At 71.5% G+C, this 13,260-nt stretch carries 12 protein-coding genes; 10 read left to right on the top strand and 2 right to left on the bottom strand.

The features are described 5' to 3' along the window. The first annotated feature begins 114 nt into the window (after window positions 1-114). The 3 genes from F7Q99_RS07855 (at window position 115) to F7Q99_RS07845 (ending at window position 1,224) form a co-directional block, all read left to right on the top strand. The gene (locus F7Q99_RS07855) at window positions 115-474 is read left to right on the top strand and encodes a hypothetical protein (protein ID WP_153460643.1); all 360 of its coding nucleotides are present in this window, start codon (window positions 115-117) and stop codon (window positions 472-474) included. Continuing rightward, complete coding sequence (locus tag F7Q99_RS07850; protein WP_153460642.1) at window positions 474-758, top strand: hypothetical protein; 285 nt, start codon at window positions 474-476, stop codon at window positions 756-758. Before F7Q99_RS07855 ends, F7Q99_RS07850 begins: the two co-directional genes overlap by 1 nt. Before the next feature lie 172 nt (window positions 759-930). Further along, window positions 931-1,224: a hypothetical protein gene (locus F7Q99_RS07845; RefSeq protein WP_195911013.1), complete on the top strand. Its 294-nt coding sequence runs from the start codon at window positions 931-933 to the stop codon at window positions 1,222-1,224. A 401-nt stretch (window positions 1,225-1,625) separates the two neighbouring features. On the opposite strand, the gene F7Q99_RS07840 is transcribed toward F7Q99_RS07845, so the two are convergent. Continuing rightward, window positions 1,626-2,414 carry a GntR family transcriptional regulator gene (locus F7Q99_RS07840; RefSeq protein WP_153460641.1) on the bottom strand — a complete coding sequence of 263 codons (789 nt, stop codon included), beginning with the start codon at window positions 2,412-2,414 and terminating at the stop codon, window positions 1,626-1,628. Between the two features lie 252 nt (window positions 2,415-2,666). On the opposite strand from F7Q99_RS07840, the gene F7Q99_RS07835 reads away from it, so the two are divergent. The 5 genes from F7Q99_RS07835 to F7Q99_RS07815 all read left to right on the top strand — a co-directional run bounded on the left by F7Q99_RS07835 (window position 2,667) and on the right by F7Q99_RS07815 (window position 6,339). Beyond that, window positions 2,667-3,026, top strand: a complete 360-nt coding sequence (locus F7Q99_RS07835) for an SCO3933 family regulatory protein (RefSeq protein ID WP_153460640.1) — start codon at window positions 2,667-2,669, stop codon at window positions 3,024-3,026. Next, the gene (locus F7Q99_RS07830) at window positions 3,026-3,232 is read left to right on the top strand and encodes a hypothetical protein (protein WP_153460639.1); all 207 of its coding nucleotides are present in this window, start codon (window positions 3,026-3,028) and stop codon (window positions 3,230-3,232) included. Before F7Q99_RS07835 ends, F7Q99_RS07830 begins: the two co-directional genes overlap by 1 nt. After that, window positions 3,232-4,533 carry an FtsK/SpoIIIE domain-containing protein gene (locus F7Q99_RS07825; protein WP_153460638.1) on the top strand — a complete coding sequence of 434 codons (1,302 nt, stop codon included), beginning with the start codon at window positions 3,232-3,234 and terminating at the stop codon, window positions 4,531-4,533. The genes F7Q99_RS07830 and F7Q99_RS07825 overlap by 1 nt, the downstream gene beginning before the upstream one ends. Then, window positions 4,533-4,727, top strand: a complete 195-nt coding sequence (locus F7Q99_RS07820; RefSeq protein WP_153460637.1) for a hypothetical protein — start codon at window positions 4,533-4,535, stop codon at window positions 4,725-4,727. The genes F7Q99_RS07825 and F7Q99_RS07820 overlap by 1 nt, the downstream gene beginning before the upstream one ends. Window positions 4,728-4,884: 157 nt before the next feature. Continuing rightward, a complete protein-coding gene (locus F7Q99_RS07815) occupies window positions 4,885-6,339 on the top strand; it encodes an FAM166 family protein (protein ID WP_230210173.1) in 1,455 nt (484 codons plus the stop codon). Window positions 6,340-6,490: 151 nt separating this feature from the next. Here F7Q99_RS07815 and F7Q99_RS07810 read toward each other — a convergent pair whose 3' ends face one another. Next, the gene (locus tag F7Q99_RS07810; protein ID WP_153460636.1) at window positions 6,491-8,104 is read right to left on the bottom strand and encodes a recombinase family protein; all 1,614 of its coding nucleotides are present in this window, start codon (window positions 8,102-8,104) and stop codon (window positions 6,491-6,493) included. A gap of 351 nt (window positions 8,105-8,455) precedes the next feature. Here F7Q99_RS07810 and F7Q99_RS07805 point away from each other — a divergent pair, with 351 nt between their 5' ends. Both F7Q99_RS07805 and F7Q99_RS07800 read left to right on the top strand, forming a co-directional pair. Further along, window positions 8,456-9,256 carry a TIGR03936 family radical SAM-associated protein gene (locus tag F7Q99_RS07805; RefSeq protein ID WP_326846401.1) on the top strand — a complete coding sequence of 267 codons (801 nt, stop codon included), beginning with the start codon at window positions 8,456-8,458 and terminating at the stop codon, window positions 9,254-9,256. 397 nt (window positions 9,257-9,653) lie between these two features. Then, window positions 9,654-13,121 (top strand): Rne/Rng family ribonuclease, encoded by a 3,468-nt coding sequence (locus F7Q99_RS07800; RefSeq protein WP_153460634.1) that lies wholly within the window; start codon window positions 9,654-9,656, stop codon window positions 13,119-13,121. Window positions 13,122-13,260: the final 139 nt, after the last annotated feature.

The raw sequence follows: 13,260 nt of genomic DNA, 5'->3' as shown, positions 1-13,260 counted from the left end.
CCACTACTGCGGTGCGGGTCTGTGGAAGGCGGCGGCGCGGTACATCGTCGTCAACGGTCAGACGGTCGGTGTCCACAAGAGGCACCCGCGTGGTGCCGGGGAGGTGTCGGCGCGGTGATGTCGCTTCAAGGCAGCGGCGCGCCGGCGGCGGAGCTGGTGCTGGCCGGCGGGAGTTCGGGGTCTGGTGCTGCTTCGCCGTTCCCGTTCCCGGTGGTGGTGGAGGTCCGCGGCGTGACGGGGCCTGCGCAGTTCTCCAAGTTGCCGGACGCGCTGGCGGCGCTCCTGGGCTCGCTGCGAGCGCTGCCCCTGGATGTAGAGCAGCGCAAGTACTTCGACGAGCTGTTCGGGCCGGACGCGGTTCAGGGGATCGGTCATCGGCTGGCGATGTACGGGCAGGTGCGGGCGCTGGCGTTCGTCGGTCTGACTCCGCACGTGGTGAAGCTGTACCCGGTCGAACCTGGGGCGTCGTCGTGATGCGAGGGGACCTTCGGACCTGGCTGGGCCGGGTCGTGTGGTGGTGGTCGCTGCGTGGTCAGTTCTTCTGGCCGGTGTGGGCCCTCTCCCCTCGGCGGCGTGCGGCCCACCGCGCGGTGGCGGCATGGTTCGCCGAACCCGGCTACCTCGACAGCTCTCCGTCGCGGTTGATGCGGCGTATCTGGCGGGAGCACACCGGAGTTGACGACCCGCTGGCCGGTCTGAACGAGGCGGAGTTGTTCCGGAGGATCTTCGGCCGTGACCACGAAGGGAGTGCGCGGTAGGGCTGCCTGACTTGATCAGGGACAACTGAAGACGTGCCGGACCACCCCGTGACCTTGGCGGGGCTGGGGTGGTCCGGTGGGTCGGAACCCGGTGCCGATGGTATCGGGATCTTCGGCATGTCTGTGCACGGATGAGCCGGTTCGGTTGTAGATCAAGGGAGTTGAAGCACTGTTGGACGGGGATGACGACTTCTGTTGGGAGTCGGCGGAGGACCTGGATCCGGACTCGTGGCTGTGGCTGCCTGGCGTGGACTACGCGGCGGGGTGGCGGGCCGCGCGGCGGACGGCGGTCGAGCTGAACGGGCTTCTGGCTGCGTGCGGGGTGGAGCGTTCGCAGTTGCGGGCGGTCGCCGACACGGATGCCCAGGGTGGGCCGGTGGTGCGGCTGGTGGGTGTCGCCGAAGGATGGCTGAGCCTGGAGGAACTGCTGTGCCTGGCCGCGTACGCCCGTCGGGAGCTGGCCTGACCGGTAGCGGCCCGGCGGGGATGGTGAGCGCGTGGCCGGTTGGGGGAGGCTTTGGGCGGTGTCCTTGGCGGGTTGGGGTCGGGCATGGTCGGGGGGCCGTAAGCTGGCCCGCGAAATCGGGCAGGTCTTGGGCCTGCCCGCAATTGGCCCGAGTGGCCCCCCGTCCTTGCCCGACGCGGGCCCCAGCCCGGCAAGGTGCGTAAAGCTTCCCTCGGCCGGCCACCCCGACCACCCGGCGGCAGCGAACGGGCCTGAGCGCCTTTGATCTTCGTGCGCGCTGTGCATCGTGGGCGGGCCAGGCGCCCGGCGGCGCGGATGCGCCGCCGCTTGAGTAAGTAAAGGCAAGTTGCGACAGCCCCCGCGCTCTGTCCGGACGTGGTGGCTGATCGGTACAGGCGAGGTTAGCGGGTTGCCTTCGCCGCTCGCGTGGCGCGCTTGGGCTTGGCGGCCTCGATTTCGTAGGCGAGAGCGGCGGTTTCGGCCCCGAGCCTGGTCTCTTCGAGAATCAAGGGCAGGCCTGCGGCCTGGTCATACGTGACGCGGTGGACGACCAGCAGGACGGCGGCCTCGGACAGGCGCAGGGCCTGCCGCTCGTCGGGCTGGGGGATGCGCGCGCTCACCCGCTCGCGCCAGGCAAGGTTGTGACCGGCGGCGACCAGCATGGCGTAGGCCTCGGTGGGTGTCACGCCGGGCTCTTTGGCGAGCGGAGTCCCGGTGACGTGCTCCATGGGGAGCAGGAGTCGGTGGAGGGCGCGGCCGTCGCCGTTCGGGTCGGTGATCAGGCGGTCGCAGCCGAACATCGCTTCGCCCTCGTCCATGCCCAGCAGTGGCCCGGTGATGGCGTCCGTGCGGGTGCGGTAGACGGTTGGCTCCTCGCCCTGCCCGAACCACGCGTCGGCAGGCGTCTCGTACTGGCTGCCGCGGACGGTGACCGTGCGCTCCATGGCGCTGGCGGGGCCGTGGACGGTGGTGCGGACGAAGGTGCCGCGTCCCTGCTTGACGTCCAACAGGCCTTCACTGCGCAGGGCCGCGACGGCGAGCCTGACAGTTGGTCGGGAGACGCCGTACTTCTCGGCGAGATCGGTCTCCGTCGGCAGTTGGGTTCCGGGAGGCCATTCGCCGGTGGCGATCGACTGTCGCATCGCCGCCGCTACCTGCTTGTGCAGTGCCTCGTTCCGGATGATCGCCATGGTGTTGACCCCTTGGTGCGGGCGCCGGGGAGGCCCGCTTCGCGTGTGTGTCGTGTCGTTTCGAGGGTTGTGTGTGGTCGTTTGCCCTGGTCGGGTGGCATCTCTATGTCTGTCGTCAGTTGCTAGGCGTTAAACGTAAGCATGAATTGCTTGCGCCGGGGCGTCAAGGAGGGGCATCATCGATCTCACCAAAGGTAAGTACGTTTGACGACATACGTCAGGCGGCCTTGGTGTCCCTAGGAGCGTGCGCTCATGCAGTCCATTCCCGTTGACATGACCCGCCTTGGCGCGATGACCTGCATCGTCGCCCCCGAGGCGCGGATCGCGAACCGCGAGACCGGAGAGGTGCGTAAGGACCGGGAGGGCCAGACCGTCTACACGGTCGGCGTCGCCGTGCGTCAGGAGGGCCGGCGAGCCTCGATCATCGAGATCAGCGTGTCCGGCGAACCGGTCGGCATCGTCGAGGGCGTGCGGGTGCACGTCACCGGCCTGACCGCCTTCTCGTGGGCGATGGGGGACCGACACGGCCTGTCCTTCCGCGCCGACGCCATCACCCCCGCCCCCGCCCCGGCCCCCGCGTCGGCGGGCTCGCGCAAGAGCGGCGACGCCTGATGAGTACCGCCACTCGCGCCCGGCTCCGTCGTCTGCTGTGTGAACTCGGCGACCTGGCCGACGAGGTCAACCCGTTCGCCGCCGACGACAGCGGCGCCCAGCTCTTCGATCACATCGCGACCCTGGCCACCAAGGCCGCTGGCCAGGCCCGCGACCTGGAGACCGAAGCGCACAACACCGCGATGGAGAACGGGGGACGGTCGTGATGCTGGTCCAGCTCCTCTGGGTGGCGCTGCTCGCCCTGGTGCTCATCCTGCTCGGCACCGCCCCGGGGCTGCGGCGCACGTACCACTACGTGTGGTGGTGCCTGCTCGGCTACCCCGTGACCGTGGTCCGGGTCCGCCTCACCTGGCGGCGGCTGACCACGAACCTCGGCCTGGCCGTGGCCACGCGTCCCGGGCGGGCGCTGCTCGGGGACATGGTGGTGCGCGGTGATCCGCTGCGGCCGGTCCCTCCCCGGCTGGGCGTGCCGAAGCTGCGGCGCGGAGGCCTGGACGTGGCGGTGCGCCTGCATCCCGGGCAGGTGCCGGACCACTTCCTGTCCGCCGTTGAAGCTCTCACGCACGCCTGGCGGGTGCACACGGTGCGGCTGTTCTCGGACGAGCGCGGGTTCGTGACCCTGTCCGCGCTCGCCTGGGACCCGCTCCGGGCACCCGTCGTGCCCTACCAGCTGAAGCGGCGCGTACTGCGGGCCGTGGTCGGCCTACTGGAGGACGGCCGCGTCTGGGTGATCGACTTCCGGAAGGCGCCGCACTGGCTGATCGTCGGCGCGACCCGCTCCGGCAAGTCCACTCTGGTCGCCGCCCTGGTGAAGGAACTCGCCCCGCAACGCGTCGCCCTGTTCGGCATCGACCTCAAGGGCGGCATGGAACTGTCCCTGTTCGAAGACCGCCTGTCCGCCCTGGCATCCACACGGGTCGAGGCCGCCCGGCTCCTAGCCGAACTGGTCGCCGAGACTGAGGCGCGCATGCAGCTGTGCCGCTCGGCCGGGGCCCGGTCGATCTGGGACCTGCCCGCGAAGCTCCGCAAGATGCCCATCGTCGTGATCGTCGACGAGGTGGCCGAGCTGTATCTGATGGCCACGCGAGAGGACAAGGCGGAGGTCGGGGAGATCTCCACCAACCTCCTGCGGCTCTCCCAGCTCGGCGCGGCCCTCGGCGTCCACCTGCTGATCGCCGGACAGCGGGTCGGCTCGGACCTCGGGCCCGGCGTCACGGCCCTGCGGGCGCAGTTGGCCGGCCGGGTCTGCCATCGGGTGAGCGACGCGGGTACGGCGGAGATGGCGCTGGGCGACCTCAACAAGGACGCCCTTGCCGCAGCGCAGCGGATCACGCTCGCCGAACAGGGCGTCGCCATCACCGCCGACACCGACGGTCAGTGGCTCCGTGCTCGCTCGATCCACGTCACCCCCGACCAGGCTCGGCGCACGGCCAGGAAGTACGCCCGCCTGGCTCCGGCCTGGCCTGGTCTCCACGTCGACGAGCCGAGCGAAGGGGTCTACGTCTGATGGGCGCCGTCCTCATCCTGACCGCCGTCCTGGCCCTCGTCACCTTCCTCCTGGTCCGCTCCGGCGAACTCAAGGTCTGGCACGTCCTCCTGATCGGCGTCCTCGGCATCTACCTCGACCGCATCGGCTGGGCCAACCCCGTCGTCTACGCCGTGAGCTGGCTCGTCCAAGGCCTCACCCACACCACCACCTGAAAGACGTGATCACCGTGCCAACCAGCCCAACCCCCACCGGCGGCCCCACCACCGACCGCCGGACACCCTCCACCCGCCCCCATGCCAACCCCGGCCGCACCACGCACAGCTTGGCCCGGCCGGGGCCCGGCGAACCCTGGCCCTGGAGACACCCACCATGACCCACCCCAACCCGTACACCGACCCCACCGCACGCCGCGCCTTCCTCGACCGGGAGGCGCGGCTGCGCCAACTACCCTCCATAGACCGCGACTTGGTCCGCCTCGGCGAGATGCCGGACCTGGACAGGTGGCTGGAGCAGATCCGTGCAACCGGCGGCTGTGCCGAACCGGTCTACCTCACCGGGCACTCCACCACCCTGGACGCCGCCACGGGTGAGGTCCTGCGGCACTTCACGACCGCCACTGAACCCGGCGGCCGACTGGCCGTCCGCTGCCGCAACCGCCGGGCCTCCCGCTGTCCGTCCTGTTCCCGTGAGCACAGCGGTGACACCTTCCACCTCGTCCGCTCCGGCCTCATCGGCGGCAAGGGCGTCCCCGACACGGTGCGCAAGCACCCGCGCCTGTTCGTCACCCTGACTGCCCCCTCGTTCGGCCCGGTCCACCGCGCGGGCGACTGCCACCGGGCCCGGCGCCGACGCTGCGAGCACGGCGGGCGTCATGGCTGCGGCCGAACCCACCCGGACACGGACCCGCTCATCGGACAGCCGCTGTGCGGCAACTGCTACCACTACCCCGGCCACATCCTGTGGAACGCCATGGCCCCCGCACTGTGGAAGGCTTTCCGCGACAACCTCTACCACCACGTCGCCACCGGGGCGGGCGTTGGCCGCTCAGAGGTGCGCACCCTGGTCCGCGTGTCGGCCACCAAGGTCGCCGAGTACCAGAAGCGCGGCGCCGTCCACTTCCACGCCGTCATCCGCCTCGACGGCCCCGACGGGCCCGCCTCTCCGCCCCCGGCCTGGGCAACCGCGGACCTCCTCCTTGAGACGGTCCACTCGGCGGCTTCCGCCGTGGCGCTACCGTGCCCCTACTCGGCGGCCTACGGCGGCGGGCGGCTCAGCTTCGGCACCCAGCTCGACGCCCACCCGATCACGAACGGAAACGGCGGACGGCTCACGGACGATGCCGTAGCCGCCTACGTCGCCAAGTACACGAGCAAGAGCGCCGAGACCGCGGGAGCTGTCGACCGCCGCATCACATCCCTCGCGGAGATACGGGCGCTGCACGTCACCCCCCACGTTCGCGCCCTCATCGCCACGGCCTGGCGCCTAGGCGGCCTGCCCGAACTGCAACACCTGCGCCTGCGCACCTGGGCCCACATGCTCGGCTACCGGGGTCACTGCCTCACCAAGACCTACGCCTACTCCACCACCTACGGCCAACTCCGTGCCGACCGCGCGGAACACGCCCGCACCCTCGCTGGCGCCCGCGACCTGTACACCGACTGGGACTCCGAGACCACCACCGAAACCGCCTGGCGCTTCGCCGGAACCGGGCATACCCCCGGCGAAGCCCTCATCGCGGCTGGCATCGCCGAAGGCCTCGCCGCCAACCGGCAGACCGCTCGTGAGGAACTGGCACGTGCCGACCAGAATTGGGAGCCGAGGTGACCGGCCGCCGCCCTGACGAGGACGCGAACCGGACGGCTGCACCACTTATCGAGAGCGAGATCGTCATGATCGACCAGGACGGCGGTGAAGAGCCGTTCGACCTGGTGAGATGGCGGGGAGAGGCACCGGCAGAGCACCGGGCCTCTCACCCCTAGAACTTCTCGCCGAAGTCGTCCTCCTTGAGTACCAGTCGCTTCCGCACATCCTTCGGGACGAGCAGCCTGAGGTGGACCTTGGGAGCGCGGACCTTCGGGATCTTCGTCCTGGTGACCTTGCACATGATGCCCACTCGTCGGAGGTCGGCGGCCATGGCCTCCATGCCGCCTTCCTCCCACTGTTCGCGGAACGTCTTCCCGTTGTGGACGTTCACCCACCGGTCCTTCGTGGACTCTGGGTCGATGGCTTCGAGATCGGCGATCAGCTTGTCGAGGGTCGTTTCCGCCTTCTCCTTGGTGAACTTGGTCTTCATAAACCGGCCTCCCGGCTCCAGTTCCTTCATGTAGTAGGCAACGGACTCCTCAAGCCGCTTCTGCTCCATACGGGCCTCCGCCCCCTGTGCGTAGGCCCGCGTCTGAACGGGCTCCTCCCCGAGGACGGACAGCACGTCCGCGACGAGCCTGCCGTAGACCGCTTCCGGGTCGGGCGCGCCCAGACCGCCGGCCTTGCACTTCTGGCAGCGGAGGTACTGGTAGACCCTGCCGCTGGTCGTCGTCTTCTGCACGTACATGTTGGTGTCGCAGTCGGCGCAGATCATGACGCCAAGGAACTTGGTCGCGCCGCCGGGCTGCCGCTGCGGCTGGTTCGTGCTGCGGAGGTCGAGGTCGGATTGCAGCTGTTTGAACTCGTCCTCCGTGAAGATCGGCTCAGCAACCTTGATCGGCTTGCCGTCCGTGCCGAGAACGAGCTTTGACCGCCGAATTCCGCCCTGCTTGTCCTCCTCAACCCGGTAGCCCGTGAGCGCCGGGTTACGGAGTTGGCGCAGCAGAGTAGAAGGAGTGAGTCCGTCGCTCGCCAGGCCCGCACGCTTCAGGACTGTGACCATCCGCCGCGCGGAGACACGCCTCCGGGCCATGCGCCGACACCAGTGCAGAGCGCGGTACGCATCGGGGTCGACATAGAGACCGACCTTCCCGCTCTCGTCCTCCCCGGTGACGTAACCGAAGGGAGGCTTCCCCACGAGCCAGTCACCTTGTGTCTTGGCGTAGTCCCACAGGCTCGCCACGCGCGTGCTGGTGTTGGCCGCCTCGATCTCGGCGATCCCGCCGATGAGCGTCACCATGATCTTTCCAACGACCGTAGTGAGGTCGATCGAGTCGTTGAGAGAGATGAGGTTCTTTCCGTACTTCAACGCCCAGTCGATCATGACGTTTAGATCGGACAGGCGGCGGATGAACCGGTCGAGCTTCCAGAAGAGCAGGACATCGAACTCGGGCGAGCGGTCGTTCAACCACTCGCCCAGCTGCTTCCGCTTCCACGGTGGCACCTTTGTCGCGGAGACGTTGAGGTCGCTGGCGACCCCGACGACCCGGCACCCGCGGTTCAGGGCCTCGCGGCGGAGATCGAGCTCCTGTCGGACGGGGGAAGTGGTGTCCTCCGTCAGTACTGACAGCCGGACCGAGATCAGTGCGCGCGGTGCGTCCGCCGGCAGCAGGGCGTCAGCTCTCTTCAGTTCCTCCAGTAGTCCGAGGTCCGCGGCCGTCCACTCGGCCTCAACCGTGTAGCTCTTCTGCTTGGCGGCGCTCGCCGTCCGTGTGCGCTTCCCCATGTCACAGAGGCTAGCGAGAGTTTTAGGTCCGTGTCCATATGGCCGCAGATGGACACGCACATCCAAATCGGCCCCACCGGCAAGAAGTTGCTGCCGCTGAGCGTCGTCAACAAGTAGCCCGCGCTCGGTAGCCCGACGGCTTCCTCGACCCCCGGCCGGAACGCTCCGGCCGGGGGTCGTCGGTATGCGGCTGACCAGGGGCGGAGCGAGTGGTACGGCGGGGCGCGTACCCTTTGAGGTGACAGCGTCCGGGCAGTGGCGGGAAACCGCCGCGCCGGACGGGGACAACTGACTAAGGACTGAGCGACCCTGGCACGCCGTACGCCCGACGGTCCGCCGCCCGCGCCGACGGTGCAGCGGATCCGTCTCCGCTACACCAAGCGCGGCCGGCTCCGCTTCACCAGCCACCGCGACTTCCAGCGCGCTTTCGAGCGCGCGCTGCGCCGTTCCGCCGTGCCCATGGCCTACTCGGCCGGCTTCACCCCGCACCCCAAGGTGTCCTACGCCAACGCCGCCCCGACCGGGGTGGCCAGCGAGGCGGAGTACCTGGAGATCGGTCTCGCCGCCCTCCGCGACCCCGAGGAGCTGCGGGCGCAACTGGACGAGTCGTTGCCGGCCGGCCTGGACGTGATCGACGCGGTGGAGGTCCGGACGCCGAACTTCGTGGAGCGTCTCGAGGCCTCCGAGTGGCAGCTCCGGCTGGACGGTGTCGCGCCCGAGGAGGCGGCCCGTGCGGTCGCGGTGTTCCTCGCCGAGGAGCGGGTCGAGGTCGAGCGCCTGACCAAGAACGGCGTGCGGGTCTTCGACGCGCGCGGTGCGGTGGCGGCGTTCGACGTCGCCTCGCCGCAGGTCGACGGTGGTACGGACACGGCAGCCGGAACGGACCACGATGTTCGGACCGGCCGTCCCTGTGCGATACTGCGCCTGGTAGTACGACACGCCACACCCGCCGTACGACCCGACGACGTGTTGTCCGGTCTCCGTGCGACGGCCGACCTGGCGCCGCCGGTCCCCGCAGAGGTGACCAGGCTGGCGCAGGGGCCGCTCGACGAGGAGACCGGCACGGTGACCGACCCGCTGGCGCTCGACCGCGCCGCGGCCCCGGCCGGTTCCGATCCGGCCGCAGGGCCGCGCGCTACCGCGTCCGCCTAGCGGGCGGAGGCCGGGTCCAGTGCCTCACTGGGCCCGACGGCCCTCCGGGGTTCCCGCGGCTCTCCAGGGGAGCGAGCGTCGTCGCAGCACAGGCCGGCCTCTTGCGGCCCGCCGACCCGGATGGTCGGTGGGCCCGAGGACCCCGTCCGGGAGCCACCCGGGGTTGGGGGACGGCGCAGCTTGGGAAAACCTCAGAAGACTGGTCAGACCAGAAGACTTTCGACACCCCGCCGAGCGTGGGGCGCCGAGCGAGACTACGAGCCCCTGTGCGGCCTCGCGTCCGCGCGGCGGCACCGTGAAAGGGTCCGGCCCGAGCATCGTCGCGATGCCGGCCGGCCACCGGTGACGTGCCGTGCCCGGATGCGGAGCCCGGGGGCCTGACGGGAGATCCACCCGCATGCTCGATAACACCGATCCGCAGCAGTCTGCGACGGAACAGAACGACACCGCTTCGGCCGGTGGCGAGGGCGCGTCCGCCGCGCCGCCGCGCCGCCGTCGCCGCGCGGTGTCCCGCCCCGCGGGCACCCCGCAGGGTGCGGCGGCCGAGGCCGCCGAGACGGTCATCGCGGCCGAGGCGCCCGCCGTGGCGGCCCCGGCCGAGGAGGCCCCTGTGGCCGAGCCGGTGGCCGAGAAGCCGGTCCGGGCCCGCCGGACCCGCAAGCGCGCCGAGGCGCCCGCCGGGGCGCCGGAGGCGAGCCCGATCGTGGTCGCCGCGCCGGACGTCGCCGAGGCTCCGGCTGCCGAGGCTCCGGCCGAGGAGGCCCCTGCGGCCGAGCCGGTGGCCGAGAAGCCGGTCCGCGCCCGTCGCACCCGCAAGCGCGCCGAGGCCCCCGCCGGGGCGCCGGCCGCCGTGGAGACCCCCGCCGCCGTCGAGGCTCCGGCGGCGCCGCAGGCCGAGGCTCCCGCGGCCGAGGAGGCGCCCGCCGCGCCGGCCCGCCGGACCCGCCGCCGTCGTGTGGTCGAGGCCGCGCCGGTCGTCGAGGCCCCGGTCGAGGAGCCGGCGGCCGAGGAGCCCGTCGTCGAGGAGGAGCCCGCCGAGGAGGCCGAGGCCGTCGCGCCCGCGCCGGTCGTCGAGCCCGCCCCCGCGCCGGTCGCCGAGGCCGAGCCGTCGCACCGGGTGCGCCGCCGTGCGGTCCGCCCGGCCACCGCGGTCTTCCAGGCCCCGGTGTTCCAGGAGCCGGCCCCCTTCGTCGCTCCGGCCGCGCAGCAGCAGCCCGCCGCCGCCCCGGCCCCGGTCCCGGTCGAGGCCGCGCCGGCTGCCGAGCGCGAGGAAGACGAGTACGAGTACAGCGGTGTCGGCCGCCGCCGCCGGGTCCGTACCCGCGTCGAGCCGGCCCGGTCCAAGCGGGTCGTCGCGGCGCCCGTCGAGGTGCCCGCCGCCGAGGCCCCGGCCGCCGAGGCCCCCGCCGCCGGTCCGGAGACCGAGGGCGAGTGGGAGGAGGACGGCCGTCCGTCGCGCCGCCGCCGCCGTGGTGGCCGTCGCCGCCGCCGTGGCGAGGCCGAGGAGTTCGAGGCCGAGGCCCACGAGGTCGAGCAGCCCGCCGAGGAGCCGGCCGTGGCCGCCGCCGAGGAGGAGGGCGACGAGGAGGAGGACGAGCTGGCCGCCGGCCTGTCGTCGTCCCGCCGTCGCCGCCGCCGTCGCCGCCGCACCGGTGAGGCCGGCGCCGTCGAGGCCGCCGAGACCACCGAGGACGGCGTCCGCACGGTGGTGAAGGTGCGCGAGCCGCGCCGCCGCTCCACCGAGCCGTCCTTCGACCCGGACGAGGTGCAGTCCATCAAGGGCTCGACCCGTCTGGAGGCGAAGAAGCAGCGCCGCCGCGAGGGCCGCGAGCTGGGCCGCCGCCGCGTGCCGATCATCACCGAGGCCGAGTTCCTGGCCCGGCGGGAGTCGGTCGAGCGCGTCATGGTGGTGCGCCAGAACGGCCAGCGCACCCAGATCGGCGTGCTCGAGGACGGCGTGCTCGTCGAGCACTACGTCAACAAGGAGCAGGCCACCTCGTACGTCGGCAACGTCTACCTGGGCAAGGTCCAGAACGTGCTGCCGTCGATGGAGGCCGCGTTCGTCGACATCGGCAAGGGCCGCAATGCCGTGCTCTACGCCGGCGAGGTCAACTTCGGCGCGCTGGGCGGCCACGGCGGCCCGCGCCGGATCGAGTCGGTGCTGAAGTCCGGCCAGTCCGTGCTGGTGCAGGTCTCCAAGGACCCGATCGGCCACAAGGGCGCCCGCCTGACCAGCCAGATCTCGCTGCCCGGCCGCTACCTGGTCTACGTGCCCGAGGGCTCCATGACCGGCATCTCGCGCAAGCTCCCCGAGAACGAGCGCGCGCGCCTGAAGCAGATCCTCAAGAAGATCGTCCCGGACGACGCGGGCGTCATCGTGCGCACCGCCGCCGAGGGCGCCTCCGAGGACGAGCTGACCCGCGACGTCCAGCGCCTCCAGCAGCAGTGGGAGGACATCCAGAAGAAGGCCGCGACCGGCAACGCCCCCGCGCTGCTGTACGGCGAGCCGGACATGACCGTCCGGGTCGTCCGTGACATCTTCAACGAGGACTTCACCAAGGTCATCGTCTCCGGCGACGAGGCGTGGAACACCATCCACGACTACGTCTCCAACGTGGCCCCGGACCTCGCCGAGCGGCTCCAGCGGTGGACCTCCGAGGTGGACGTCTTCGCCACCTACCGGATCGACGAGCAGCTGATGAAGGCGCTGGACCGCAAGGTCTGGCTGCCGAGCGGCGGTTCGCTGGTGATCGACCGCACCGAGGCGATGGTCGTCGTCGACGTCAACACCGGCAAGTTCGTCGGCCAGGGCGGAAACCTGGAGGAGACGGTCACCCGGAACAACATCGAGGCGGCCGAGGAGATCGTGCGCCAGCTGCGGCTGCGCGACCTCGGCGGCATCATCGTGATCGACTTCATCGACATGGTGTTGGAGTCCAACCGGGACCTGGTGCTGCGCCGCCTGCTGGAGTGCCTGGGCCGGGACCGGACCAAGCACCAGGTGGCCGAGGTCACGTCGCTGGGCCTGGTGCAGATGACCCGCAAGCGGGTCGGCCAGGGCCTGCTGGAGTCCTTCTCCGAGGCGTGCGTGCACTGCAACGGCCGCGGTGTGATCGTGCACATGGAGCAGCCGAGCACCCACGTCCACGCGCCGGCGGCCGCCGCCGAGGCGGGCTCGGGTGGCGGCAAGCGCCGCCGCCGGGGCAAGGGCGGGGCGGTCCACGAGGAGCCGCAGGCCGTCGAGGCCGCGGTGGCCGAGGTCGCCGTCGAGGCTGCCGTCGAGGCCGTCGAGCCGGTGCGCGAGGAGATCGAGGGCCAGCTGGCCATCGAGGTCCCGGGTGTCGAGGCGCCTGCCGCCGAGGCACCGGCCGCCGAGCCGGCTGTTGCCGAGGAGGCCCCGGCCGCGCCGGTCGGCCGCACCCGCCGCCGTGCGGTGCGCAAGGCGACGGCTCCGGCGGGTGCGCCCGCCGAGGCGGAGATCGTGGTGCTCCAGGCGCGGGCCGACGCGGCGCTGGAGGCGGCCCTGAAGGCCGCCGCCCCGGCCGCCGAGGCCGCGGTGACCGAGGCCGCCGCCGAGGCTGCCGAGGCTCCGGCGGAGCAGGTTGCCGTCGCGGAGGCCGTGGTCGTCGAGGCCCCGGCCGAGGCTCCCGCCGAGGTGCCGGCCGAGCAGCCCGCCGAGGCCGCCGCCGAGGAGGCGCCGGCTCCGAAGAAGCGGGCCGCCCGCAAGACCGCCGCCAAGAAGACCGCCGCCAAGAAGACGACGACGGCGGCAAAGAAGACCACCGCCCGCAAGACCGCGACCAAGCGGACGAGCGCGGCGGCCAAGAAGGCCGCGGCCGCCGAAGGTGATACGGCGGCCGAGTAGTGCCCACGCCCGGGGGCGGGACCCGTCCCGCCCCCGGGCCCGTACGAGCCGGTTTGCCCCCGCGGCGGCCGGTCCGTATTCTTGAACATCGGCGTGTCTACGCCATGCTCCCGAGCACATCACCTTTCCGAGTCGCCGC

Origin of the sequence: Streptomyces kaniharaensis (assembly GCF_009569385.1) — a bacterium.
In the GTDB taxonomy this organism is placed as follows: Bacteria; Actinomycetota; Actinomycetes; order Streptomycetales; family Streptomycetaceae; genus Kitasatospora; species Kitasatospora kaniharaensis.
This window is presented reverse-complemented; position numbering and strand designations above follow the sequence as displayed.